Here is a 26,041-nt window from a genome sequence, read left to right on the forward strand (position 1 = left end):
AACTAATGATTATTTATGATTTTTAAATTTTTTTTCTATTTTAAATTCAAACTTTAACTTTGTTTTATTTTTTATTTTTTGTTCTCGTTCCCCTTTTAATTTTAATTCACAAATTTTACTCATAAATTTCCCCCTTTTTCACTCACCGGATTCATGAGAAAATTATTTTCACAAAATTACCCCCCCCCCCCCCCAATCAGCGATAAAAAATCATGCGTTAAATAACGCGCCCAATAATAAAGAAATAGATCTACCCACCCACATCACCAGTAATTTAAAGAAAGAGCTTAGAGATTACCAAAAAAAAGCGATACACCATTATTTAGAAAAACGACAATCCAACCCAACTCAAAAGCATTTCATGTTTGAAATGGCCACCGGTAGCGGTAAAACCTTAGTGATGGCGGGTTTGATTTTAGAATGCTGCAAGCAAGGCTATCAAAACTTTATCTTTTTTGTGAATAGCACCAGCATTTTAGAAAAAACGAAACTGAATTTTACAGACAGCGCCTCATCAAAATACCTTTTTAGTGAAAATATCAATATCAATGACAAAAACACAGAAATTAAAAGTATCAATAATTTAAACGAGAGCCACAGCAACGCTATCAACATTTATTTCAGCACCATTCAAGGCTTGTTTTCCTTATTCACTAAAGCTAAAGAAAACGCTATCACCCTAGAGGATTTAAAAGATCAAAAATTGGTTTTTTTAGCGGATGAAGCGCACCATTTAAATACAGAGACTAAAAAGAAATTAAATGATAGTGAGGCTAGTGAAAAACGCAACTGGGAAAGCGTGGTGAAATTAGCCCTAGAACAAAATAAAGACAACTTATTGCTGGAATTTAGCGCCACTATCCCTAAAGAAAAAAGCGTTGAAGAAAAATATAAAAACTTAAAGGTGGCAACTTACACCTTAAAAGAATTTAGCGAGGATAAATTTTGCAAAAACATCTACTCCCTTTCTTATGAAAATAAAGCATTAGAAACGCGCTTTTTAGGGGCATGCGTTTCAAGTTTGTATAAAGAATTATTAGCCCAACACCATAATATTGAAAACTTTAAACCATGCATTTTGTTTAAAAGCGAGAGGATTGAAGACAGCAAAAAAAATCAAGAGCGCTTCAACGCCTTTTTAGAAAATTTAAGCCCCTTAGATTTAGAAAATTTTTTCAATTACAGCCGCAACGCTTTTTTTAAAGACGCTAAAAACTTTTTTGACAAGCAACATTACACCCCTAACCTTACCGCATTCTTGCAAACGAAATTCAAAAAAAGCACCCAGATTAACACCAATAACGAAAAAGAATTAGAAAAGGGCATGCTTTTATTGAACTCCCTAGAAGACAGAGACAACCCTAAAAGAGTGGTTTTTAGCGTGGATAAGCTCAATGAAGGTTGGGATGTGTTGAATTTGTTTGACATTGTCAGGCTTAAAAATAAAGCGAGCCAAAAAGACACCATTAAAGACGCCCAGCTCATAGGGCGAGGAGCGAGATACTACCCCTTTAGCTATAACGATTTAAAACCAAGCCAAATAGAGTTTTACCAACGCAAGTTTGATTTTTCCAACCCCTTAAGCACGCTAGAAAGGTTAGACTACCATGCCGTTTATGACAGCGAGTTTATCGCTAAATTAAACAACGAGTTACAAGATTTAGGATTAGGATTTGTAAATGAAAAACAGACCATCCCTTTAACACCCACCAAGCATTTCAAATGCTACTATGCGAGCAACACAAAAGACAAAAATAAAAACCTATTCAATAAAGACTATACAGACCCTGTTGAAGCCACACTCAAAAGTTTGCATGTCCCCTTATTTGCTTTTGATGTGCGTGAAAAGAAAGTGGATTTTAAAGAAGAAAATAAAGGCGATAGAACTTATTATATACCCCATACCTTAGGTGAAATCCCTATAAACTATTTTCTAAAAGCCCTTAATTTAAAAAACCTGGATTTCAAAACGCTTAAAAAAGCCTTTAAAAAACATGCCTTTAACAATAAAGTGGAATTTATAGAGCGGTATGTTTCTTTATTAAAAACAAACTTCCATAAAAGCCAAAAGTTTGATAACAACGAAATCCTTTTAAAACTCGCTGTTTATATCATTGGAAACTTAAAAGACACGCTTTTAAAAGAGCAAGATAAATACGAGGTGAGCGCGTTAGAATTGAAAGAATTTGAAACGCATAATAAAAGCCTTAGCGCTAGCGAATGGGAAAAAGACATTCCCTCTTATGAATGGCTGCTTTTTAAGGACATGCGAAAACTAGACAGCGATTTAGAAAGGGATTTTTTAGATTTTATCAATAAAAATAAAGAGGTTTTAGACAAGAAATTCAAAGAATGGTGCGTTTTAAGGAACGATCATTTCGCTGAATTAAAAGTTTTTTGCAATATAGAAAACAGCCCCTATTACGCACAAGGTTTTGAGCCGGATTTTATCCTTTTTGCCCAAACGCATAGCGATGAATTTTTAGGCTTCACTTGTTATATGGAAGCTAAAGGCGAACATTTAGAGCCTTCTAACGCTTGGAAAAAAGAATTTTTAGAAACGCTAGAAAACGCTGCACTTAAAAGCCATAACAAAAAACTCCATTTAAAAGGCTTGCCGTTTTTCACTTTCACAAACAACAACAGAAGGCTAAACGCAGAATTTGTTGAAGCTTTCGATCAAATTTTTGAGGACCACAAATGTTAAAAAACCCACTCAAAACCCTAGTAGATATTTTAATTAATCATTTCACTAAAGAACGCTTAGAAACTTTAATCCTAACAGCTGATGAAAAGCTTTTAACCTTCATGCTTGAAAACAAAAACGCTAACGACTACAAAAACGCTTTTTTTAAAACGATCGCCAATTCGCTTGTATTCAATCAAGAAGCGTTATTAGAATGTTTAACCAAAGAAATAGAAAACTCTTTCACACGATTTGAAAATAAAATAGGCTTATATTCACAAGGGCATCCTAAAGATCGTCCTATCAAATCCAGCGAACTAGTCGTTTTGAATTTCCCTTTTAAAGACAATGTTTTACTGGGCAGCGCTAAAGATAACAGTGCCAAAACTAACGAGTGTTTTTACCATGAGATACTGCATAAAAAAGAAATTGACACGCTTTTTAAACAAAAAGCGTTGTGTAATTTTGAAATGCATGGAGAAGGCGATTTAGAAAGCGCTTTAAAAGATAAAAGCACAAACTACCTTATCAAAGGGAATAACTTGATCGCTCTTCATTCTTTAAAAAAGAAATTCGCTAAACAAGTGAAATGCATCTACATTGACCCCCCTTATAATACCGGTAATGACAGCTTTAATTACAACGATAATTTCAACCACAGCTCTTGGCTAGTGTTTATGAAAAACAGGCTTGAAGCGGCTAGGGAATTTTTAAGCGATGATGGCGTGATTTTTGTGCAATGCGATGACAACGAACAGGCTTACTTAAAAGTGTTAATGGATGAGATTTTTGGGAGAGAGAATTTTGAAGTCAATTATTTTATTCAAGTGCGATATGGTGATAAAACACTTGCAGAAAAAAATAATTATCAAAAACTGATAGAACAAATATTTTGCTACAAAAAGAATACTAATTTTATTCCAAATAAAGATAAAGAAAATTATTCTATTGAAAACTTTGTTTGGAAAATAGACACAAAAACACCCATTAAAACAATTGAGTTAAAAGGAAGAATAGTAGAAATTTTTACAGAACAAAATTATCAAATAACTAAAGAATTACCCAATGAAAATTTATTAAAAGAAACTTGGGCAAGCGGAACGGTGCTAACCGGCAATGCTTCTGGTAAATTTTTTGATGAATATCTATCTTCACGAGTTGAAGAGGATGGGTTAAAAGTATTATATAAAGTGCATGGTATTGGAGAAGATGGGCTAGGTTATCGGTTTTTTACTGGACCAAAAAAAATAGGAGCTAAGCAAGGAAAATTTTACTCAGGGATACCTCTAGTGCGATTAAAAGAAATGAAAGAAGGAAAATCTATAAAATATAAGCCGATAGAAAATTTTATTGATTTGTCGGGAAGTTTTGGTAATTGTCGCTTAGAGGGAGATGCTAGTTTTAGAGCCGGTAAAAAACCCGAAGCCCTAATTTCAAGAATTTTAGAAATTTCCACAAAAGAAAACGATCTCGTGTTAGATTTTTTTGCCGGGAGCGGGACGACTTGCGCAGTGGCGCACAAAATGAAACGCCGCTACATTGGAATCGAGCAAATGGACTATATAGAAACGATCACTAAAGAAAGGTTAAAAAAAGTCATAGAGGGCGAGCAAGGGGGCATTTCTAAAAAATGCGGTTTTAAAGGGGGCGGGAGTTTTGTCTATGCTGAATTGAAAGAAGTGAATTTAGAAATTAAAAGACAAATCCTTAACGCTAAAAGTAAGAGCGAATGCCTAAAAATCTTTAACGCTCTTAGCGAGCGTTTTTTAAAACGCGCCGATTGTAAGATTGATGAAATCCATAGCGAAGAGTTCCACAATTTAGATTTAAACGAGCAAAAAAGGATTTGTTGCCAACTTTTAGACTCTAATGAAGACTATTTGAACTTGGGTGATATTGACGAAGACGCATGGGAGATAGATGATAGCACTAAAAAATACAATGAAATTTTTTATTCTTAAGTTTGATCGTTCAATGCGAACCACTTAACGCATCAAAACGCTACGCCTATTTAGTGGGTAAAAATAAACAATATAGAATAAACAATGTGGTTTAAAAGCTAGAGGAATTTAAAACACTTGGGCTAAAAAATTTTTAGCTTTGTTTGACATAAGGATAACTAATCCGCTAGCAGTAAGCATCCGCTCGCTATAAACTCGCTATAAAATAAAAAAGATCATTAAAAACAAACGATTAAAAATATTGTTGTAGTATTCAAGCCAATCAACAAGGAGCAAAACATGAAAACCTTTAAAAACTGGATCTGTTTTAGCCTGATCGCTATGAGTTGGCTCCAAGCGGACATGCTGGATAATTTCACTAAGGCTATTAACAGCTACACCGCTAAAAAGCTTAATGAAATCAAGAATCAAGCCAATAGCGCTAACCCCACTAAAAATCGCAATACCGCTTATAACGCTAAGGGCATGCTCACTGGCATTGATTGTAAAGTCTTGAAAAATAACTTTTATTCGGTGTGTTATTCTAGCGAGTTAAAAAACCCTATTTATGGCGTGAGCGTGTTGTTTGGGGATTTAGTGGATAAAAATAATATTGAAAAACGCTATGAGTTTAAAACGGACACACGATTAGCCAAATACCAACAAGCCACGACACAAGATTACACCAGAAGCGGTTTTGATAGGGGGCATTTTGTGGCGAATGACGCTTCTTTTGATTTTGCCTCTAACCCTTTAAGAGAGACTTACAGAATGACTAATATCACCCCTGAAGCCAAAAACACCAATAGGCATTCTGTTTTGTTGGTGGAAAAAGAGGGCCGTAATTTGGCCAAGAAATACCATCAAGTTTTAGTCGAAGAACTCACCATCATCAAACAAGGTTATAGGACTTTTAGCTCTAAAAATATCGCTATCCCTAGCGGATTTTGGTACCACTATGATACAAGCCTAACGGACAGCTATGAAAACGCTAAAAGCGAATGCTTTTACATCCCTAATGACAACCAAAACTATCCCTTACAAGAAATGAGAAGAGATTGTAAAGAATATGAGCGGGTTGAAAAGCAAGTGGTTTTTAAGAACAATAAAAACACTGAGTTGAACGAATTGCCTAAGTATCTTAACAACGCTAAGAAGTATTGAAACCGCCCTTAAAATGCCCGTAAAACACCGGTATTGTGGATAAAAAGGTTTGAGAAATCAAATCCCTAAATGGCTAAAATTGGTTTTTTTGTTGGAAGCGATAAGGGTTTTATAGGCGTTGGAAGAATGAGATGAAATGATTATTACAATTATGGCAAACACAACAATAAATCTAGGTTTAAGATAATTTCTTGTAGTTGCTTGCTGGTTTGCTGGATCAATCCATGCTATCTATCCATGCACCCCTAAAAACAACAATATACAAAATTTTAAATTATTTTACATGAACTCCTGGAGCTTGTTCGCTTGCGCCATCCATTCTGCAAGGCTTTCATAATCGTTATTTTCTATCCAAGCCTTAGCTTGCGCGATTTCTTTTTCGCATTTTTCAATCGCTTCTAAGACATTGTCTCGGTTTTGTTTGAAAATATCTTTCCACATTAAAGGCGAGCTTTTAGACAAACGGCTCATGTCCCTAAAACCCCCACCCGCTAAGGATAGAATCATCTCTGGGTCGTTTTGCTTTAAAACGCTATTGGCTAGAGCGTAGCTCAAAACATGGGGTAAATGGCTGATATAAGCCACATGGGTGTCATGCTCGCTAGATTTCATTTTAATCAAGCGCGCTTTAATGCCTAAAAAGATTTCTTTAGCGAGCTCTACTTGCTTGGTCCCTGAATCTTCTAAATCGCACAATATCACAAGGGCGTTTTCATACAACCCCTTAACGCTCGCTTTAGGGCCATAAAACTCTGTCCCGCACATGGGGTGCGCGGCGATGAAATTTTGACGGATGCTTTTAGGGATATTGTGAATGATTTTAGCTTTTGCCCCCCCTAAATCAATAATCGTTGCACTTTTTTTGATAGAGGTCATTTTTTTCAAACACCCAATGATGCCCTCAACCGGAATGGCTAAAAAGATCACATCGCATTCTAAAATCTTTTCAAATTCCACGCACTCATCTACAAGCCCCAAAGTCAAAGCCAATTTAGCATGCAAAGCGTTGTGATCATAGCCTATAACGCTTTTAAAACGCCCCCATTCTTGTAAGGCTAGCCCTAAACTGCCCCCCATAAGCCCTAAACCAATAATGCTTGCTTTCATGCCAACTTCTAAAGTAAGGTTTTTTCTAACACTTCAGCGATGTTTTTCACCGCAACGATGTTTAAATTCTCTCGCACTTCAGCAGGGATCTCGTCTAAATCCCTTTCGTAATTTTTGACAGGGATGAGAGCGGTTTTAATGCCGGCTTTAAAAGCGGCGATCAATTTTTCTTTCAACCCTCCTATGGGTAAAACTTCCCCGCTCAAAGTCAATTCGCCCGTCATTGCCACTTCGCTTCTTATAGCCCTGTCGCACAAAATGCTCGCCATCACGCTCGCCATAGCGATCCCAGCGCTCGGACCGTCTTTAGGCGTAGCCCCCTCAGGGACATGCAAGTGCAAATCATAAGCGTTATAAACTTTCAGCGCTTTTTTCTTTTTCTTATTCTCTGCATCGGTTTCGCTAGGGATTTTAGGCGCTTTTAAGGTTTCGTTATCCAATAAGACTTTGACAACAGAAAAGGCAATAATGGCGGATTCTTTCATCACATCGCCTAAGCTCCCGGTGAGTTTCAATTCCCCCTTGCCCCTGATCTTAACCGCTTCAATTTTAAGCACATCACCGCCCACTGGAGTCCATGCCAAACCATTGACGATACCGATTTTATTTTCTTCATCTATGGGGTCAATTTCAAACACCATGCGTTCTAAATACTCTTTAAGGTTATCAGGCGTGATAGAGACGCAGAAATCTTTACTCTCGCCTTTTTGATTTTCGCCTTTTTTATCCTCGCTTTTTTTGGTCCGCCCTTTTTTGTGCGGGTTATCTTCTAGGTATTTTAAAGCCACTTTACGCATAATCGTTGCGATTTGTCTTCGTAAATCCCTAACGCCCGCCTCTCTGGTGTATTTTTCAATAATGAGTTTCAAACACTCATGGCTAATATCCACTTCGCTAGGCTTTAAGGCGTGCTTTTCTAATTCTTGGGGGATGAGGTAGTTTTTAGCGATCTCTTCTTTTTCGCTAGGCGTGTAGCTGGACACGCTGATAAATTCCATTCTGTCTCTTAAAGGAGCCGGGATTCTGTCAATATTATTAGCGGTAGCGATAAAAATCACTTGCGACAAATCAATGCTGAAATTCGCGTAATGATCCCTAAAAGCGATATTTTGCTCAGGGTCTAAAATTTCTAATAAAGCACTCGCTGGATCGCCCCTAACGCTCCTATCCACCTTATCAATTTCATCTAAAACCATGACCGGATTCATCTTTTTAGCTTCAATAAGCCCTTGGACAATACGCCCGGGCATGGAGCCTATGTAAGTGCGTCTGTGCCCTCTTAATTCATTCACATCTTCTAATCCCCCTAAAGCGATCCGAACTAAAGGGCGTTCTATCGCTTTAGCGATGGAATTAGCTAGGCTCGTTTTACCCACGCCAGGAGGCCCATAAAAGCATAAAATCGTGCCTTTAGCTTTGTCTTTTTTTTCTGGTTTTTTCTTGTGGCGCATTTCTAAAAGCTGCATGGTGGCAAAGTATTCTACAATACGCTCTTTAGGCCTTTTTAAGGAATAATGATCGTTATCTAGTTGCTCTTTGACATGCTTAATGTCAAGCGCTTTTTTTTCATATTGCCCAAAAGGCACATCTAACATGGTTTCAATGTAATTTTGTAAAGTCGCGCTATCTGAACTATCCGCATGGGTTCGGCTTAATCGGTCAATTTGCTTTTTGATTTCCTTAAACGCTTCTTCTTTTAAAAAAGGCTTGATGCTTTCTAGTTTTTGGTAGTATTGGTTTAAATCTTCATCTCGCTGTTTGTCTGTGCCAAGTTCTTTTTGGATTTGTTTGAGCTGCTCTTTTAAGAAATATTCCTTATTGGTTTGCTCCATTTTTTGATGGACTTTGGATTTGATTTCTTTTTGGAGTTTTTGGGTTTTAGTCTCTTCTATCACAATATCAATCAAATCCAACAAGCGCTGTTCGGTGTTGTTGTTGGCAAAAAGAGAATACGCTTGATCTTTTTTCAAATGCAAGGCCGCTGCGATTAAATCAGCGATGCGGTTAGGATCGTCATTGTCTTCTAAAGCCTTGATCAAATCCGGGGGGAAGAGTGAGCTGACATTGGCTAGAGTGATCACCTTTTCTTTTAACACTTCCACGATCGCTTGAATGTTTTCTTTATCGTATTCTAAATATTCAATAGGGCTTATTTGAGCTTCTAAAAAGCCTTGCTCGTTTTCTTTGGCAGGCTCTAAAATACGCCCCTTAGCGATGCCATTAAAGAGCAATTTCACGCGCCCATTAGGCATGTTGGCTTCACGCATCACCGAGCCTATCACCCCCACATCATAATAAGGGGCTTCATTATCGTTCAATTTGTCTTTTTGGCATGCAATAAAGACCAATGATTTGTTGTTTTTAGCGTAAGCCACCGCCTTAATGCTCGCGTTATTTTGCAAAAAAATAGGGGCTATCATAAAGGGGTATAAAAAGGTGTCTTCTTCTACCAATAAAGGCAGAATTTTAGGAAAATCTTCAGTCATTTTTCATCTCTCTGTTATAAATTTGTATGGTTTTGAAATATCCTACCAATCAAAAATTAACACATACCAAGGCATGTGCGATGGTTTGGGTTTAGTCTCTTTTTCTAAAGTCTCATCTATCCTTTCTAAATAGCGTTTCACGCCCTCGGGCTTGTGGCGTTTTTTATAAACATTCGCGATCGCGCGATTGAGCTCATTTTGCCCTAAAATGAATTTGATTTGCATGTATTCTACATAAGGGCGGTAACGGCTGTTAGGGTATTTTTCTATAAATTCGCCTAAACTCACAATAGAATTAGAAATAAATTCCTGGTCTTTAGAATGGTTTTTGAAAGCGTAATAATGCGATTGCAGTTTCAAAAAGGTCAAATAATCCACATTGTCCTTAGTCCCAAAGCGCTTGATGTATTCATCAAAGTAAAAAGACGCTAAAACATACTCTTTCTTTTTCATGTGCGCTTGCCCTAAAGCCAGCATCGCCTCTGGGACAAGGGGGGAATTGATGTGTTCGCTCTGTAAAGAAGAATAATAATTGTCCGCTGTTTCTAAATTAGCAAAAAGGATTTCTCTTAAAATCCCTTGATACCAAAAAATCGCCGGTTTGTTGTATTCATCTTTTTTTTTCTTTTTGTTCGCGCAACCGGTGCCTATCACAATAATCGCCATTGCGATAAAAAGGAAAGTTTTAAAATGTTTTAAACGCATGCCACCTGTCTTATAAAATTAAATTTTTGAATAACTCATTTTTTCTTATCTTTCTTATTCCCACCGAATAATGTCAGCACCATTTCTCCAAATCAAGCCTAACCGCACCAAAAACATTCCACCCAGTGCTGTAATGAGATTTGCCGGAATTATTTTTCTTGATTTGTGGTTTTATCTTGCTCATTTCTTACGCCTTATTATTTTTTATAATTGTTCCGTTAAACTTCCATCATGATTAAATTATTGGGATTATACCCAAAACTAGCAAAAATTGATTTTACCAAAATTGTTTGATATAATACAGAGTTTAGTTTAGAAATCATTGAGCGCTGGTTTTAAGGCGGTCTTTTATTCTTTAAGGAGAAGATTTTGTGCTTTTTTAAAGGGAATGCAATCGCCTATGATTTTTGATGTGAAAGCGCCTATATTAGGGTTTGAAACCATTCATAAAATACGTTTGCAAAAGGTTGATGAAATCTTTTTGCGTTTGAATAGCGCAGAAGACAATTCTGTCGTGTCTTTCACGCTGGTTAATCCCTTTGCTTTAAGAAAATACGAATTTGAAGTGCCTACTCCCTTAAAAATCCTTTTAGAATTAGAGGGAGCAAAGAGCGTTCTGGTCGCTAATATCATGGTCGTTCAAACCCCCATTGAGCTTTCCACCGTGAATTATTTAGCCCCTTTAATTTTCAATTTGGACAAGCAGTTCATGGGGCAAGTGGTTTTGGATTCTAACAAATACCCACACTACCATTTAAGAGAGAATATTCTAAGCCACACGCATGAATGATGCATGAGCGGTGCATGAGTGATGCATGAGCGGTGTTTGAATAAAGCGTTTCTTTAAACTTAATGGCGCAATGCATCGGTGTTTTTGCAAATACAAGCGAGCGGTTTTCTTATGGTATAATAGCGGTTATTTTTTAGAATAACCAACGCTAAAAATAGCGCTTTAATTGAATCCAAAACAAGGAGTTTATTTTATGGAACAAAGCCATCAAAACTTACAATCTCAATTTTTTATAGAGCATATCTTACAGATTTTACCTCACCGCTATCCCATGCTCTTAGTGGATAGAATTATAGAGTTACAAGCCAATCAAAAAATTGTCGCTTATAAGAATATCACTTTTAATGAAGACGTGTTTAACGGGCATTTCCCTAATAAGCCCATTTTCCCGGGCGTTTTGATCGTAGAGGGCATGGCGCAAAGCGGAGGGTTTTTAGCCTTCACTAGCATGTGGGGGTTTGACCCTGAAATAGCCAAAACAAAAATCGTGTATTTCATGACGATTGATAAGGTTAAATTCCGCATTCCCGTAACCCCAGGCGACAGATTAGAATACCATTTAGAAGTCTTAAAGCATAAGGGCATGATCTGGCAAGTGGGCGGCACGGCTCAAGTGGATGGCAAAGTGGTCGCTGAAGCCGAATTAAAAGCCATGATCGCAGAGAGAGAATAAAAATGAGTAAGATTGCAAAAACAGCCATCATCTCTCCTAAAGCAGAGATTAATAAGGGCGTAGAGATTGGGGAATTTTGCGTGATTGGAGATGGCGTCAAACTAGATGAAGGCGTAAAACTCCATAACAATGTAACCTTACAAGGGCATACTTTCATCGGGAAAAACACCGAAATTTTCCCTTTTGCCGTGCTAGGCACACAGCCTCAAGATTTAAAATACAAGGGCGAATACAGCGAACTGATTGTTGGAGAAGACAACCTTATTCGTGAATTTTGCATGATAAATCCCGGCACTGAAGGGGGGATTAAAAAAACCCTTATTGGGGATAAAAACCTGCTCATGGCTTATGTGCATGTCGCTCATGATTGCGTGATTGGCAGCCATTGTATTTTGGCTAATGGCGTAACTTTAGCAGGGCATATTGAAATAGGCGATTATGTCAATATTGGCGGTCTTAGTGCAATCCATCAGTTTGTGCGTATCGCTAAAGGCTGCATGATAGCCGGTAAGAGCGCTTTAGGCAAAGACGTGCCGCCTTATTGCACCGTAGAGGGCAATCGCGCTTTTATTAGGGGGTTAAACCGCCACCGGATGCGCCAATTACTAGAGAGTAAGGATATTGATTTTATTTATGCTCTTTATAAAAGGTTGTTTCGCCCTATCCCCTCTTTAAGAGAGAGTGCTAAATTAGAATTAGAAGAGCATGCCAATAACCCTTTTGTAAAAGAGATTTGCTCTTTTATTTTAGAGAGTTCTAGGGGCGTGGCGTATAAGTCAAGCGAATATTCTAGCGAAGAAAAACAAGAGGAATAACATGAACGAAACGCTTTATTGCAGTTTTTGCAAAAAACCAGAATCCAGAGATCCCAAAAAACGCCGCATTATTTTTGCGAGCAACCTGAATAAAGATGTGTGCGTGTGCGAATATTGTATAGATGTGATGCATGGGGAATTGCACAAATACGACAGAATGGATTCTTTATTAGCGCTCAAAAGAGACCGATTGAGAAAAATGGAATCTAGCGCCTATGAAGAAGAGTTTTTGCTCTCTCGCATTCCAGCCCCTAAAGAGCTTAAGGCGGTTTTAGACAATTATGTGATAGGCCAAGAGCAGGCCAAAAAGGTTTTTTCCGTAGCCGTGTATAACCATTACAAGCGCTTGTCTTTTAAAGAAAAACTCAAGAAACAAGACAACCAAGACAGCAATGTGGAGTTAGAGCATTTAGAAGAAGTGGAGTTGAGCAAGTCTAATATTTTATTGATCGGCCCTACAGGATCAGGCAAGACTTTAATGGCGCAAACTCTCGCCAAGCATTTGGATATTCCTATCGCCATTAGCGATGCGACTAGCTTGACTGAGGCGGGTTATGTGGGCGAAGATGTGGAAAATATCCTCACAAGATTGCTGCAAGCGAGCGATTGGAATGTCCAAAAAGCCCAAAAAGGCATTGTGTTTATTGACGAGATTGATAAAATCAGCCGTTTGTCAGAAAACCGCTCCATCACTAGAGACGTTTCTGGCGAGGGCGTTCAGCAAGCGTTGTTGAAAATCGTTGAAGGCTCTTTAGTGAATATCCCCCCCAAAGGCGGCAGAAAGCACCCTGAGGGCAATTTCATTCAAATTGACACGAGCGATATTTTATTCATTTGCGCCGGAGCGTTTGACGGGCTAGCTGAAATCATTAAAAAACGCACCACGCAGAATGTGTTGGGTTTCACTCAAGAAAAAATGAGCAAAAAAGAGCAAGAAGCGATCTTGCATTTAGTCCAAACCCATGACTTGGTTACTTATGGGCTTATCCCTGAGCTTATCGGCCGTTTGCCGGTTTTAAGCACGCTAGATAGCATCAGTTTGGAAGCGATGGTGGATATTTTACAAAAACCTAAAAACGCTCTCATCAAGCAATACCAGCAGCTTTTCAAAATGGATGAGGTGGATTTGATCTTTGAAGAAGAAGCCATTAAAGAAATCGCTAAACTCGCATTAGAAAGAAAAACCGGGGCTAGGGGCTTAAGGGCGATCATTGAAGATTTTTGTTTGGATATTATGTTTGATTTACCCAAGCTTAAGGGATCGGAAGTGCGTATCACTAAAGATTGTGTTTTAAAACAGGCTGAACCTTTGATCATTGCTAAAACGCATTCTAAAATTCTTCCTTAAGGGACACGCTTATAAATTTAACAATAAAGGATTAGAAAAGGCATGATTTTTAGCAAATTGATCGGTTTGTTTTCGCATGATATTGCCATAGATTTAGGCACGGCTAACACGATCGTGTTGGTCAAAGGGCAGGGCATTATTATCAATGAGCCTTCTATTGTGGCGGTGCGCATGGGGTTGTTTGATTCTAAAGCTTATGATATTTTGGCAGTGGGGAGCGAGGCTAAGGAAATGCTAGGCAAAACCCCTAACAGCATCAGAGCGATTCGCCCCATGAAAGATGGCGTGATTGCCGATTATGACATTACCGCTAAAATGATCCGCTACTTTATTGAAAAAGCGCACAAACGAAAAACTTGGATCCGCCCGCGCATCATGGTGTGCGTGCCTTATGGGCTGACAAGCGTAGAAAGGAATGCGGTTAAAGAGAGCGCTCTAAGCGCTGGGGCTAGAGAAGTCTTTTTGATTGAAGAGCCTATGGCAGCCGCGATCGGGGCAGGCTTGCCGGTGAAAGAGCCACAAGGGAGTTTGATTGTGGATATTGGTGGCGGCACGACTGAAATTGGCGTGATCAGCCTTGGGGGGTTAGTCATTTCTAAAAGCATTAGAGTGGCTGGGGATAAATTGGATCAAAGCATCGTGGAATACATCCGCAAGAAGTTCAACTTATTGATAGGGGAGCGCACCGGCGAAGAGATTAAAATTGAAATCGGTTGCGCGATCAAATTGGATCCGCCTCTTACCATGGAAGTGTCAGGGAGGGATCAAGTGAGCGGGCTGTTGCACACGATTGAATTGAGCTCTGATGATGTGTTTGAAGCCATTAAAGATCAGGTGAGGGAAATCTCTAGCGCTTTAAGGAGCGTGCTTGAAGAAGTGAAGCCGGATTTAGCGAAAGACATTGTGCAAAATGGCGTGGTGCTTACCGGCGGTGGGGCTTTGATTAAGGGCTTAGACAAGTATTTAAGCGATATGGTTAAACTCCCTGTATATGTGGGCGATGAGCCTTTATTGGCGGTAGCCAAAGGCACAGGGGAAGCCATACAAGATTTGGATTTACTCAGCCGTGTGGGTTTTAGTGAATAATGCATGCGCTTTTATTTTAAATTCCTTTGGCTTTTAGGGATTTTTCTTATTTTTTATTTTTTAGACATTAAAGGCAGTTCTTCTTATATCAGCGACCGGATTAAAAACGCCTTGATGAGCGCTAAAAACAGCTTATTAGACAACATTCAAGCGTATTTTTTTCAAGCCCAAAACATTAAGGAATTTCAAAAAGAACGCTTGATTTTAGAAGCTTTAAAGCTAGAAAACGCTGATTTGAAAGAGCGTTTGAATAGTATTTATCCTTTAGAAAATCCAAAAATGACTTATACCCCTACTTTTATGACTTCATTTATCAGTTTAGAAGACACGCACAGCGTTTCTCTCAACCCTATTGTGAATTTAGAAGAAAACAAGATTTATGGCCTTGTCTCTCACAATCAAGCCATAGGCATTGCGGTGTTAGAAAAAGGGCGCTTGAATGGGTTTTTGAACGCTCACAAGCGGTGCGCTTATAGCGTGATGGTAGGCAAAAATCAAGTGTTAGGCTTTATAGGATCTAATTTTAGGCAAGAATTAGTCGTGGATTTCATTGTCCCAAGCGCTGAAATCAATATAGGCGATCAAGTGCTAACGAGCGGGCTGGATGGGATTTTTGGAGCGGGGGTGTTTGTGGGCGAAGTTTCAAGCGTTGAAGATCATTACACTTATAAAAGCGCGGTGTTGAAAAACGCTTTTTTAAGCGAAGCCAAACTTTTAAGGCATGTGTTTTTAAGCGATGTGAAAAACTAGCGCTCTATTCAAGGCTAATTCAAGCGCATTTTTAACCCCTTTCAATAAAATTAGGCTAATTGTTTTAGAAAAAAATCTTTTAATTCCCCTTCTTTAATCCAATCATCTCTATAACGCTCCCCCACACCATCCTTATTTCCATAAAATTTTAAAACCACTTTGATTTTGAAATTTGGATCGTCTTTAGGGTTAAAAATTTTATCTTTAAAAAGTTTATACGCATCTGCCTTATGCTCGTAATCAGTGTGTTTGCTCCCTTTAGGGTCAATGAAACAAATGATCTGCGTGCCGCTCTTTTGCAACCAAAAGATAAAATCAGGGAAAAATTTCCTTTCTGTAGCGCCGTTGTCTATATAGGGAATAAACAAATTGTCTAAATGCTCATCAATCTTGCTGAACGCCCAAAAATCATAGTTTTCTTGCAGCGTTTCTGTAATCTTTAACAACTCTTCTAAAAAATCGCTCTCGCTCTTTACTTTAACCACATGCTTAAGCCAATCGCAGTTTTTGGCTTTAATTAAAGGGGTGTAGTAATGCTCTTTGAGTTTTAACAGCTCTGCTTCATCAACTTTGAATGTTCTGTCTTGTTTGTGTTTTTCTGTATCATAAGGATCGATCTCGCCTTGCGCGATTTTTGTTCTTAAAGTTTCTTTATCCAAAGGCGCATACTCTTTCACTTCTTGGATGGCTTTCATTAATGCTTCTTTTTTATCCGCCTTAACTTTAACCCTTTTAAAATGCACGATTTTCTCATCATCTAGGGCGTTAAACTCGTCTTTAGGCACTTTTTGATTAGGGTATAGCTTGCCTTTAATTTCAGAAATCATGTAATCTAAATCTTTATAATGCCAAGTTGATACCTTTTTAAAATGCGCTGTTTGTATCATTTCTTTTAACAGCGTGTAATCTTTAGGGTCATAAATTTCATGCTTTAAAATAAAATGCTTTTCACTCATTAAATGAAAACACTCTTTTAAATCCTTAAAATTTTTTTCGCTCATTTTAAACGAAGCGCTTGGAGAAATTTTAAGAGCGTTGGTTTGTTCTTTTCGGTAGCAAGGCACGAATAAGGCATGCTCTATGGGCGTTTTTTCTAATTTGATTTCACGCCAAGAACCTCTATTCTCGCCCCTATTTTCGCTCTCTTTTTGGAACTTTAAAATCGCTTCAAGGCTTGCATGGTTGGTGGGTATCACAAAAAGCGTTTCCAACATTGCAGCGTTTGGTTTCAAGTCTTTTTTAACGGCTTCATCTATGTCTAAATACGCTAACCTTTGGCGTTGGTTTTTGACGCTTTCAATCCTTACGCCCCTGCCAAAAGATTGTTTCACCAGCTTTTTAGCGTCATCATCAAGCCCTATATTTAAAAATAAAATCACGCTAGGCCTTGTGCTATCCCACCCGGTGTCAAAAGTGCGAGACCCCACTAAGATATTGATACTGCTCTTATCAATCTGGCTGAAATAGCTCTCTTCTTTAAAGCTTAAATTCTTGCTCACCACCTTCACGCTCTTTATTTTTTCATAAATCCATTCGGTAATATCGCCTATTTTAATCAAGCAAAAGACTTTATCGCTTGTGTTGAGCTTGAAAGCGATTTCTTGGTTGTTTTTGGGGTTAATAATGACTTCAATATGCCCGTTATTAGCATAAAAAACTTCTTCTTTTAAGCCTTTAAAATCCATGCTCTTTAAACCCTCTTTAAAAACCTGAATTTTATAGTCTTTATCTTTGCTGTCGCTAAAAAGAAATTCCGGCTTCATTAATTCCTCTAATAAATCTTCTTTAGCTTTTAAAAAATCGCTCTCATCGTCATTTTCAATCACGCGCGCTAAAGTTTTAAAAAAGATTTCCGCATCGCTGTTTTTAACATTCACAGAATGCGTGAACACGAGCATTAAAGGGTCGTAAAAATAGCCTTCTGTTTTATAGCGTTTTTGCATGCCCAAAAGCAATAACGCTTTTAAAAGAGCGATCTCTTTTTCCCTATCGTTTAAATCTTTTAATTCCTTAAAAGCGCTTAAATTGTTTTTCTTCAATAAAACAGACTCTTTACCATAGCCAAGCTTCACCCACTCGCCCACGCTTAAATTATACACCGAAGTGATGAGATCGCTTTCTTCGGTGAAAGTGGCGCTGAAATTGAATAAAAACCCTTTTAAAGACAACAGACTAAAAATCGCTTGCCTTTTGCTTTCAGTCTTGTTCCCCTTATGCGCTTCATCTAAAATCACATAATTTTCCCCATTATCCCAATAATCCTTATAATTTAAAAGGTTTTCCTTGCTTTCTTCATCATTCATTAAATCCGCGCGGTAATAAAAAAGGGTGATTTTTTCTATGAAAGAACCTTTTGGAGCATGGTAAAAATCCTTATTAGTAACATCTTTAAGGCTTTTGAAATCAATTTGTTTGGAATAGTCCTTATTGCGGTTGTATTTTTCAATTTCTTTTTCAAATTGCTTGATCAAATGCTCGTTCGCGCTAAAAAACATGATATTTTTCTTAGGGATTAAACCCATTCTTATAGCCACGCTTAAAAGCTCTACCAGTTTGATAATGACAATCGTTTTACCGCTCCCTGTGGCCATGTAAAAGGCTAAGCGGTTGATAAAATTTTCAAAACGCATGCAATGATTTTCCACCTTAAAATGGCTCTTTAACAAAGGATTGAGTTTCTTTTTAGCGAAATCGCAATTGGCGAATGAATAATGCTTTTGATAAAACGCGTAAAATTCTTTTTTATTTTCTTTGAAATCTCTAAAATAAGTAACAAGCATTCTAAAAGCGTTGATCAAAGCTTGCTGTTGGTAATCTAAAAGCTCCTTATTATTATCAAAGCTTTTAAAGTCTAGCCTTTCTAATGGCTCGTTAATCTCATTAGTGTTCAATTCGTCTTCAGCGAGTTTTTGAGCGACAAAAATTTCGTTATCGGTGGTTAAATCTTTTTTCTTTGCCATTATTTTTCCTTACCAAATGAGCGCTTCTTTTAAGGCTTTTAAAATTTCTACTTCTTTATCATTCCCTTTAAATTTCACCACCTTTTCATTAAAAAACTCCACTCCAACCCCCCATAAATTTTCTAAAGTCTCTTTAATATCCACGCCCATTTTTTCTAACGCTTCTACATTGAGCGTGTAAGATTCGTTTTTGCATTCCACTAAATCGCTGTATTGTTCGTCATAAGCTAAGGGTTTGTCGTTGTCTTCATACTTGATTTTTCTTAAAATCTCTTCATAGCTTTCTAACGCATAAACTTTCACCACCCCACCTCCATTAAACTCTTTAGCCGCACCGCTTTTAAAACCGCCGATGACCTTTTTAAGGCGAGGCAAAATCACGCGCTCAAAATGCTCCCCCATTTCAATACCGATATACTTTCTCTTAAGCTTGTGCGCCACCGCACAAGTCGTCCCGCTTCCGGCGAAAAAATCACACACGAGATCGTTTTCTTTTGTAGCGTGTTCTAAAATTGTAGCGATTAAACTTTCAGGTTTAGCGTTTTTAAATATTTCAGCAAACCCTAAAGAAATCAATTCTTTAGTCGCCGCTTGGTTCATATAACAATTATCGCTAAATATCAAACTATCAAAAGTCTTTTTTGTGGTTTTTAAATCCTTTAAATAGCGTTTGTAAATAAAGCCTCTTTCATAATCCTTATGCTCTTTTTTAAAGCAAATCCGCCCTTCATCAATGTGTTTTTGTATCGTATTTTGCGAAAAACGCCAAAACATACCCACAGGGGGATAATCCACTTTATTCGTGTAAGGGTTAGTAACTCCAAAATACCCCGTTTTCATATTCCCACTTTTTGCACTAGGGTTATCATTAATCCATGCTCCATTAGGGTCGTTATCGGGGTTTTTGTAATTTTCTAAATTCTTTTCTCCCCCCAAGAGATTGACAAATTCTTTATTTTTCGCATAACAGAGTAAAAATTCATGTTGGTAATTGACACCCGTTTTAGCGTCATTAGTCGTGCTTTTAGTTTTTCTAATGAAATCAGCCACAAAGTTATCACCCCCCCCCCCCATTAAACACTTCGTCCATTAAAGCTTTGCAATAAGCCTGTTCGTTATCATCAATGCTCACAAACATCACGCCTTTATCATTCAATAAGGAATGTGCAAGCTCCAAGCGGTTTTCCATCATAGCGAGCCAACTGGAGCGCTTGAAATTATCCGCATAAACAAATTCATTGTTTTGCGTGTTATAAGGCGGATCAATATAAATGCAATTAATGGCTTCTTTATAGCGGTTTTTAAGGGAGTTTAGGGCTTGGTAGTTTTCGCTTTTAATGAGCGTGCCGTTGATTTCATTTTCACTGAATAAGCTTTTAACCTCTTCTTCTAAATCTTTAAAATAGATAGTGTCTAGGGGTAAGAACTCGTTTTCTAAAAGATTGTCTGTAATTTTTAAATTCAAGTCTTGCCATTCTTTAACTTGTTTATGGTAGTTTGGGTGGTTTGTGATTTTATCCAAATCGTAGTTTTTGGCTTTGAGTTTGTCTAAGCTCACGATGAAATGCGAGTTCAATACAAAGCGGGGTTTATTCCAAATCTTACAAAGTTCGTTTTCAAACTCGCTCACTAATGAAATCACTTCTAAAGCCACTTCTTTAATGGTATTGATTTCATTAAGGCGTTTTAAATCAAATGCAGTCATTTCTTTAAAAAGGTATTCAAACAGATACAAATCCAACTGCTCTTTTAAAAACCCTAGCGCGTTTTTATGAATAAAATAATCCATACTGCCTTGCTTTTTGAATTTCACAAACGCTTTTTTTAACGCTTCTTCATCAAGTTTGACGCCTTGATTGAAACATTTTTTGAGGATTTCATTCACTTTAGTTTGACTCCCCTTGCTGCTAAGAGTAACGCTAAAATTTAGGGTGTTGGTTTTTGTGTCTGTATCTTTTAAAGTAAAGACTAAATCCACTTTTTCATTATACTTTTTGCTCTCCAGTAAAGAAGTATCAAAATTAAAAAGAATACCCTCTAATTCAAAGCAAAAATCCTTATAAATCGTTTCGCTTTTCACGTAATAGAGATCTTTGGTTTTATAAAATAAGGCGGTGTCTTTTTTAAGGGAGCATTTTTCATAATCGCTTTTGGCATAAAGGCTGTCATAAAGGGGCGTGTCATTGAAATAAATCCCTCCATTAGCGCTCAAATAACGCTTGAAAAAGCTATAGAGTTTGTCAAACAATTCTTCTTTGAGATCGTTGTTGTTTTGGCATTTCAAATCAATGAATTTTTCTAATTCTTGTTTTTTGCTTTGATAATACTGGCTTTTAGCCTTCATGAGGTTGATCATGCCGCTTTTGATTGCTTTAGCGTTAGGATTTAAAAGGCTTTCTGGCTGGTCTTCAATCTTAACGCCTATGAAAAGGTTTTCTAAAACTTCATAAAATTGCGCTTCGTTCGTTTTCATTATCACGCTCCTTAAAAAACATGAAAAGTATTATAACAAAGCCCGCCCATTAAGCGCTACAATACCTCCATGCAAAAAAAGATTTTTTTACTAGAAGACGATTACCTTTTAAGCGAGAGCGTTAAGGAGTTTGACTCATTGAAAATTTAGATTGCCTTGACTGACTCATTTTTTAAAATACCCCTATTTCATTGTAAAATTCTTTCATGCAAAACCCATTGAAGTTTAATAAAAGGTAAAAATAAGATTGAATATCAATAAAGTGTTTTATCACAGCAGCACCAACATGAATGAAGTGCCAGATAATAGCGTGGATTTGATCATCACAAGCCCGCCTTATTTCAACATTAAAGATTACGCAAAAAATGGCACACAAGATTTACAGCATTCAGCCCAACATGTTGAAGATTTGGGGGCGTTAGAAAAATATGAAGATTATCTTTTAGGTCTTTTAAAAGTTTGGCTTGAGTGCTATAGAGCGTTAAAACCAAACGGTAAGCTATGCATTAATGTGCCTTTAATGCCCATGCTTAAAAAAGTTTTAAACACGCACTATAACCGCCATATCTTTGATTTGCATGCTGATATTCAACACTCCATTTTGCATGATTTAAACAACACGCTAGAAAACAAGCCTAAAATGTTCTTACTAGATGTCTATATTTGGAAACGCGCAAATCCTACTAAAAGATTGATGTTTGGGAGCTACCCTTATCCTAGAAATTTTTATGCGCAAAATACTATAGAATTTATCAGCGTGTTTGTCAAAGACGGCAAGCCCAAACAACCCACAAAAGAGCAAAAAGAACAAAGCCAATTGACTCAAGAGGAATGGGTGGAATTTACCAAACAAATTTGGGAAATCCCAATCCCTAATAAAAACGATATTGCTTTTGGCAAGCATGCGGCTTTGATGCCGGCTGAATTAGCAATGCGTTTGATTAGGTTGTATAGTTGCGTGGGCGATGTGGTGCTAGATCCATTTAGCGGGAGCGGGACAACCTTAAGGGAAGCAAAACTTTTAAAAAGAAATTTTATAGGTTATGAACTCTATGAAAATTATAAGCCCTTGATTGAGCAAAAACTAGGAAACTTGTTTGATTTTGAATAAGATTTATATAGAAGATGTTTTCACATTTTTAGACAAATTAGAAGATAAAAGCGTTGATTTAGCCATTATTGATCCCCCCTACAATCTTAAAATTGCTTCATGGGATAGTTTTAAAAATGATGAAGAGTTTTTAACATTTTCTTACGCTTGGATTGATAAAATGCTGCCCAAACTTAAAGACACAGGGAGTTTTTATATCTTTAATACCCCATTTAATTGTGCTTTATTTTTAGCGTATTTGCACCAAAAAAAAGCGCATTTTTTAAATTTTATCACTTGGGTTAAAAAGATGGGTTTGCCAACGCCAAAAAGCGTTATAACCATGCGCAAGAAAGCATTTTATTTTATAGCATGCACAAGAAAAACTACACTTTTAATGCCGATGAGGTTCGCATCGCTTATGAATCCACCGAACGCATCAAACATGCTCAAAGTAAGGGGATTTTAAAAAATAACAAACGCTGGTTCCCTAACCCTAAGGGCAAATTATGCCTTGATGTGTGGGAAATCACTTCACAAAGGCATGTTGAAAAAGAGAAGGGTAAAATCCTTAAGCCCAAACACCCTAGCATTAAACCTAAAGCGCTCATTGAACGCATGATAAAGGCTAGCTCTCATAAAAACGATTTGATTTTAGATTTATTTAGCGGCAGTGGCATGACTAGCTTAGTAGCTAAAAGTTTGGGGCGTAATTTTATAGGGTGTGAGAGCCATGCTGAATATGTGCATGAGAGTTTGGAAATGTTTAAGTATAATTAATGCCAATAAAAAAGGATATTTAACATGCTAAAATTAGAAAAAATTTTGCTAGAAATCACACAGCTTGACCCTAGTAAAAAGTGTTTGAAATTCTTAGCTAACCGCATAAAAAGTTCTGATTATAGGGGCTTACACTTATCCCAACACAATCGTTACGATCAAAATAAAATTAAAACCATTATTCAAGCTATTTTTAATGAAGTGGGAGGAGATTTTTTACAAATTCGCACCACCGATATGAGCAAACGCCCTAGCAATATCATAGGCGAAGAGGTTTATGCAAAAGTGGTTGATAGTATCTGCAAGTCTGAAATGTCTCAAGATAATTTAGGAAAAAAGAATCAAGTAACCCAAGATAGCTTGAGAAAAAATCTTTTTGTAGATATGCATAGAATGGGGCTGATTGAACGCTACAATAAAAATAAGGAACCTACAAACCCCTACATTCAAAGCAATATTAAATATATTAGTTTAACTCCCTTAGCTATAGAATTTTTAAACGCGCAAGATTTGTTAAGAAAAAATTTTTGTTACACGCAAGCTTTAGAAAATCTTTTACAGGGTTTTGGGGCAGAATGCAGAGAGGTAATGATAGAGCTTGACAATCATTATTTAGACATTGAAGAAATGATGTTTTTTGTTACATTTTTAAATATTGAAAATTTTACTAGAAGTGAAATTATAGAATATGTTAGAGAATATAGGAGTTTAAGCCGTATCCAAAAAGAAAAATTAAAAGAGTTAGTGTAAGACTATTGCAACCCTAACCATTTTAACGGGAACAAGCTAGAAAAGAGAGATTATCATAATTGGAAAAATCAAGCCCAACAGATTTTTAGCTTGCTAGAACAAAGCGTGTTTTTTGAAACCAATAAAGAGAGGCTTATTTTAAAAACGCTCAATGAAGAAAGCAAACAAAACGATAAAAAACTCAAACGCTCTATTAAAGAGAAAGCCCTTTATTTTGAAAAACATGGCGTTAAAAAAGAAAAGGGCTTTGAGTTGCATCATATTGTGCCTTTATGTTTGGCTCGCTCTATAGAAGAATTTGATCTTTTGGATAAATGGGAAAACTTAATCTATGTTGACGCTTTTAACCATGCGAAAATATCTCAAACGCAAAATAAACATATTTGTTTGTATTTTAAAAATTGCGATGTGATTTTATCTAAAGGTTTAAAAGAAGAACAAGAAAGCCTTTATTTTACTTACATTAAAAATGTGTTATATAAACTTGATTTACAAAATGCCATGTTGGAATACAATAAGGATCTATTGCACTCTAAAAACGGCTGATAAAATAAGGCGGTGTCTTTTTTAAGAGAGCGTTTTTCATAACCGCTTTTAGTATAAAGGCAATTAGCGCTACAATACCCCCATGCAAAAAAAGATTTTTTTACTAGAAGACGATTACCTTTTAAGCGAGAGTATCAAGGAATTTTTGGAGCATTTGGGCTATGAAGTGTTTTGCGCTTTTAATGGGAAAGAAGCTTATGAAAGGCTCTCGGTTGAGCGCTTCAATCTCTTGCTTTTAGATGTGCAAGTGCCTGAAATGAATAGCTTGGAATTATTTAGGAGCATCAAAAACGATTTTTTAATCTCTACGCCTGTGATTTTTATCACCGCCTTACAGGATAACGCTACCTTAAAAAACGCTTTTAATTTAGGAGCGAGCGATTATTTGAAAAAGCCTTTTGATTTGGACGAATTAGAAGCACGCATTAAAAGGTTTTTCAATGATGATCCCATAGAAATCATGCCTAACATTTTTTATCACCAAAATTGCTTGAGTGTCAGGGGCAAAAAAGAGATCTTGTCGCCCAAAACCGCCCAACTTTTAGAATACTTTTTAGAGCATAAAGGGCAAATCATTAGCTCTCAAGTATTAGAAAATAATTTATGGGAGCAGGCTATTGATGATTCCACCTTACGCACTTATATTAAAGTGTTGCGCAAGCTTTTAGGTAAAAATTGCATAGAAACGCACAAGGGGGTGGGCTATCGCTTTAACCCACTATGAAAAAAAATCCCTCAAACTCTTTTTAGGGACTTATTTAGGCTCTTCGTTTGTGTTAATGTTAGTGATTAGCGTTTTAGCGTTTAACTATGAAAAAAACGAAAAAATCAAAATGATACGCATGGACATGGATAAAATGGCTTCTAAGATCGCTAGTGAAGTGGTTGCCTTGCACATGCAAACGCATGGGGATTACCACAACGCTTTAAACGCTCTGATTTCACGCTATAAAGACGCTTCCATAGCCCTTTTTGATAGTAAAAAGCGTGTTTTGTATTCTAATATCCCTGAAAGTGCGGATTTGATTAAAACCCATAAAGAAGCGGGCTTTTTTAGTTTTAGGGGAGAGTATTACCTGTTTAGCGATGAAACTTTCGCCCATTTAGGCGTGGCTAAAATGCTTTTTAAAAATTCTAAACCCCTTCATTTTTCTTCTTTGTATCGTAACATTGTTTTAGTGTTTGTCATAGCGTTTTTATGCGTGATAGGGGTTTCTGTGTTTTTAGGGCATTTGTTTTTAAAGCCCATTAGGAATGAAATCACCCGCATTGATCATTTTTTAAAAAACACCACGCATGAATTAAACACCCCCATGAGCGCTTTAGTCTTGTCTTTAAAAACCCTAGAAGACAACCAACAGCACCGCCGCATTAAAATCGCTATCCAGCGCATGAGTTTTTTATACCGCTCGCTCTCGTATTTAGTGATGCAAGATATTGAGCGTGAAACCCCCATGCTTTTAGATTTAAAAGCCCTGATTATTAAAGAAAACACGCTTTTTAGCGAGATGATAGACTACCACAAGCTGGAATTTAAAAGCGATTTAGTGGGAGTGGAGATTAAGGCTAAAGAGCAGGATTTCATTTCGCTTTATAGCAATTTGCTCATGAATGCGATCAAATACAGCGTCATGCATGGGTATATCCACATAGAGCTAACATGCGAGTTTTTGAAAGTGAAAAATTTAGGGTATGAAATCCCTAAAGATAAGATTAAAGAATTAAGCGTTCGTTACGCGCGTTTCAATTCTAGCGTGTTGGGTTATGGTATAGGGTTAGATTTAGTGAAAAAAGTGTGTGAAAAGTATAAAATGCGTTTAGAAATTCATAGCGAACCCTCTTTAAAGGGATCGTTTTACGAAAATTCGTTCTGTATTCATTTTCAAGGATAA

At 37.1% G+C, this 26,041-nt stretch carries 16 protein-coding genes and 5 pseudogenes; 15 read left to right on the top strand and 6 right to left on the bottom strand.

The window, feature by feature from the left end; translation table 11 throughout:
- Window positions 1-120 precede the first annotated feature (120 nt).
- From CXY28_RS09025 to CXY28_RS04720, 4 genes and pseudogenes are all read left to right on the top strand, one after another.
- Window positions 121-225, top strand: a pseudogene (locus CXY28_RS09025) (type III restriction endonuclease subunit R); the annotation flags it as partial.
- Entirely contained in the window at window positions 176-2,707 is a 2,532-nt protein-coding gene (locus tag CXY28_RS04710) for a DEAD/DEAH box helicase family protein (RefSeq protein WP_232779985.1), read from the top strand. The pseudogene CXY28_RS09025 and the gene CXY28_RS04710, both read left to right, overlap by 50 nt.
- Window positions 2,701-4,647: a site-specific DNA-methyltransferase gene (locus CXY28_RS04715; RefSeq protein ID WP_100979692.1), complete on the top strand. Its 1,947-nt coding sequence runs from the start codon at window positions 2,701-2,703 to the stop codon at window positions 4,645-4,647. Before CXY28_RS04710 ends, CXY28_RS04715 begins: the two co-directional genes overlap by 7 nt.
- Before the next feature lie 279 nt (window positions 4,648-4,926).
- Window positions 4,927-5,790 (top strand): DNA/RNA non-specific endonuclease, encoded by an 864-nt coding sequence (locus tag CXY28_RS04720; RefSeq protein ID WP_198542613.1) that lies wholly within the window; start codon window positions 4,927-4,929, stop codon window positions 5,788-5,790.
- Window positions 5,791-6,069: 279 nt separating this feature from the next.
- Here CXY28_RS04720 and CXY28_RS04730 read toward each other — a convergent pair whose 3' ends face one another.
- The 3 genes from CXY28_RS04730 to CXY28_RS04740 are packed head-to-tail and all read right to left on the bottom strand — an operon-like array spanning window position 6,070 to window position 10,088.
- Window positions 6,070-6,897: a prephenate dehydrogenase gene (locus CXY28_RS04730; RefSeq protein ID WP_100979694.1), complete on the bottom strand. Its 828-nt coding sequence runs from the start codon at window positions 6,895-6,897 to the stop codon at window positions 6,070-6,072.
- A gap of 8 nt (window positions 6,898-6,905) precedes the next feature.
- Window positions 6,906-9,383 (bottom strand): endopeptidase La, encoded by a 2,478-nt coding sequence (gene lon, locus CXY28_RS04735; RefSeq protein WP_050825359.1) that lies wholly within the window; start codon window positions 9,381-9,383, stop codon window positions 6,906-6,908.
- A 42-nt stretch (window positions 9,384-9,425) separates the two neighbouring features.
- The gene (locus CXY28_RS04740) at window positions 9,426-10,088 is read right to left on the bottom strand and encodes an outer membrane protein assembly factor BamD (protein ID WP_001237300.1); all 663 of its coding nucleotides are present in this window, start codon (window positions 10,086-10,088) and stop codon (window positions 9,426-9,428) included.
- A gap of 400 nt (window positions 10,089-10,488) precedes the next feature.
- On the opposite strand from CXY28_RS04740, the gene fliW reads away from it, so the two are divergent.
- Window positions 10,489-10,878 carry a flagellar assembly protein FliW gene (gene fliW / locus CXY28_RS04745; RefSeq protein ID WP_100979740.1) on the top strand — a complete coding sequence of 130 codons (390 nt, stop codon included), beginning with the start codon at window positions 10,489-10,491 and terminating at the stop codon, window positions 10,876-10,878.
- On the opposite strand, the pseudogene CXY28_RS08950 reads toward fliW, so the two are convergent.
- Window positions 10,836-11,024, bottom strand: a pseudogene (locus tag CXY28_RS08950) (flavoprotein oxidoreductase). The gene fliW and the pseudogene CXY28_RS08950 sit on opposite strands and share 43 nt — an antisense overlap.
- 47 nt (window positions 11,025-11,071) lie before the next feature.
- Here CXY28_RS08950 and fabZ point away from each other — a divergent pair.
- From fabZ to mreC, 5 genes are read left to right on the top strand one after another with little or no spacing between them, the layout of a single operon-like run.
- Window positions 11,072-11,551 carry a 3-hydroxyacyl-ACP dehydratase FabZ gene (gene fabZ, locus CXY28_RS04750; protein WP_015643707.1) on the top strand — a complete coding sequence of 160 codons (480 nt, stop codon included), beginning with the start codon at window positions 11,072-11,074 and terminating at the stop codon, window positions 11,549-11,551.
- A gap of 2 nt (window positions 11,552-11,553) precedes the next feature.
- Window positions 11,554-12,366, top strand: coding sequence for an acyl-ACP--UDP-N-acetylglucosamine O-acyltransferase (lpxA, locus tag CXY28_RS04755; protein ID WP_000034142.1), 813 nt, complete (start codon window positions 11,554-11,556; stop codon window positions 12,364-12,366).
- A 1-nt stretch (window position 12,367) separates the two neighbouring features.
- Entirely contained in the window at window positions 12,368-13,714 is a 1,347-nt protein-coding gene (gene clpX / locus CXY28_RS04760) for an ATP-dependent protease ATP-binding subunit ClpX (protein WP_050825361.1), read from the top strand.
- A 42-nt stretch (window positions 13,715-13,756) separates the two neighbouring features.
- The gene (locus CXY28_RS04765) at window positions 13,757-14,800 is read left to right on the top strand and encodes a rod shape-determining protein (protein WP_000577744.1); all 1,044 of its coding nucleotides are present in this window, start codon (window positions 13,757-13,759) and stop codon (window positions 14,798-14,800) included.
- A gap of 3 nt (window positions 14,801-14,803) precedes the next feature.
- Entirely contained in the window at window positions 14,804-15,550 is a 747-nt protein-coding gene (gene mreC / locus CXY28_RS04770) for a rod shape-determining protein MreC (protein WP_100979696.1), read from the top strand.
- Between the two features lie 50 nt (window positions 15,551-15,600).
- On the opposite strand, the gene CXY28_RS04775 is transcribed toward mreC, so the two are convergent.
- Both CXY28_RS04775 and CXY28_RS08955 read right to left on the bottom strand, forming a co-directional pair.
- The gene (locus CXY28_RS04775; RefSeq protein ID WP_100979697.1) at window positions 15,601-18,510 is read right to left on the bottom strand and encodes a DEAD/DEAH box helicase family protein; all 2,910 of its coding nucleotides are present in this window, start codon (window positions 18,508-18,510) and stop codon (window positions 15,601-15,603) included.
- Window positions 18,511-18,519: 9 nt separating this feature from the next.
- Window positions 18,520-20,983 (bottom strand): annotated as a pseudogene (locus CXY28_RS08955) (site-specific DNA-methyltransferase).
- 247 nt (window positions 20,984-21,230) lie between these two features.
- On the opposite strand from CXY28_RS08955, the gene CXY28_RS04790 reads away from it, so the two are divergent.
- The 5 genes and pseudogenes from CXY28_RS04790 (at window position 21,231) to crdS (ending at window position 26,041) form a co-directional block, all read left to right on the top strand.
- Entirely contained in the window at window positions 21,231-22,094 is an 864-nt protein-coding gene (locus tag CXY28_RS04790) for a DNA-methyltransferase (RefSeq protein WP_100979699.1), read from the top strand.
- Window positions 22,087-22,853, top strand: a pseudogene (locus CXY28_RS04795) (site-specific DNA-methyltransferase). The gene CXY28_RS04790 and the pseudogene CXY28_RS04795 overlap by 8 nt, the downstream one beginning before the upstream one ends.
- Before the next feature lie 24 nt (window positions 22,854-22,877).
- Window positions 22,878-24,149: pseudogene (locus tag CXY28_RS04800) on the top strand (restriction endonuclease subunit R).
- An 82-nt stretch (window positions 24,150-24,231) separates the two neighbouring features.
- Window positions 24,232-24,873: a copper response regulator transcription factor CrdR gene (gene crdR / locus CXY28_RS04805; protein WP_100979701.1), complete on the top strand. Its 642-nt coding sequence runs from the start codon at window positions 24,232-24,234 to the stop codon at window positions 24,871-24,873.
- Window positions 24,854-26,041: a copper-sensing histidine kinase CrdS gene (gene crdS, locus CXY28_RS04810; RefSeq protein ID WP_100979702.1), complete on the top strand. Its 1,188-nt coding sequence runs from the start codon at window positions 24,854-24,856 to the stop codon at window positions 26,039-26,041. Before crdR ends, crdS begins: the two co-directional genes overlap by 20 nt.

This window comes from Helicobacter pylori, assembly GCF_002832345.1.
GTDB lineage: Bacteria > Campylobacterota > Campylobacteria > Campylobacterales > Helicobacteraceae > Helicobacter > Helicobacter pylori_CP.

Excerpts from the sequence above, each read along its gene's own strand:
- CXY28_RS04715 (WP_100979692.1), top strand. The coding sequence starts at position 2,701 with ATGTTAAAAAACCCACTCAAAACCCTAGTAGATATTTTAATTAATCAT.
- CXY28_RS04720 (WP_198542613.1), top strand. The coding sequence starts at position 4,927 with ATGAAAACCTTTAAAAACTGGATCTGTTTTAGCCTGATCGCTATGAGT.
- CXY28_RS04730 (WP_100979694.1), bottom strand. The coding sequence starts at position 6,897 with ATGAAAGCAAGCATTATTGGTTTAGGGCTTATGGGGGGCAGTTTAGGG.
- lon (WP_050825359.1), bottom strand. The coding sequence starts at position 9,383 with ATGACTGAAGATTTTCCTAAAATTCTGCCTTTATTGGTAGAAGAAGAC.
- CXY28_RS04740 (WP_001237300.1), bottom strand. The coding sequence starts at position 10,088 with ATGCGTTTAAAACATTTTAAAACTTTCCTTTTTATCGCAATGGCGATT.
- fliW (WP_100979740.1), top strand. The coding sequence starts at position 10,489 with ATGATTTTTGATGTGAAAGCGCCTATATTAGGGTTTGAAACCATTCAT.
- fabZ (WP_015643707.1), top strand. The coding sequence starts at position 11,072 with ATGGAACAAAGCCATCAAAACTTACAATCTCAATTTTTTATAGAGCAT.
- lpxA (WP_000034142.1), top strand. The coding sequence starts at position 11,554 with ATGAGTAAGATTGCAAAAACAGCCATCATCTCTCCTAAAGCAGAGATT.
- clpX (WP_050825361.1), top strand. The coding sequence starts at position 12,368 with ATGAACGAAACGCTTTATTGCAGTTTTTGCAAAAAACCAGAATCCAGA.
- CXY28_RS04765 (WP_000577744.1), top strand. The coding sequence starts at position 13,757 with ATGATTTTTAGCAAATTGATCGGTTTGTTTTCGCATGATATTGCCATA.
- mreC (WP_100979696.1), top strand. The coding sequence starts at position 14,804 with ATGCGCTTTTATTTTAAATTCCTTTGGCTTTTAGGGATTTTTCTTATT.
- CXY28_RS04775 (WP_100979697.1), bottom strand. The coding sequence starts at position 18,510 with ATGGCAAAGAAAAAAGATTTAACCACCGATAACGAAATTTTTGTCGCT.
- crdR (WP_100979701.1), top strand. The coding sequence starts at position 24,232 with ATGCAAAAAAAGATTTTTTTACTAGAAGACGATTACCTTTTAAGCGAG.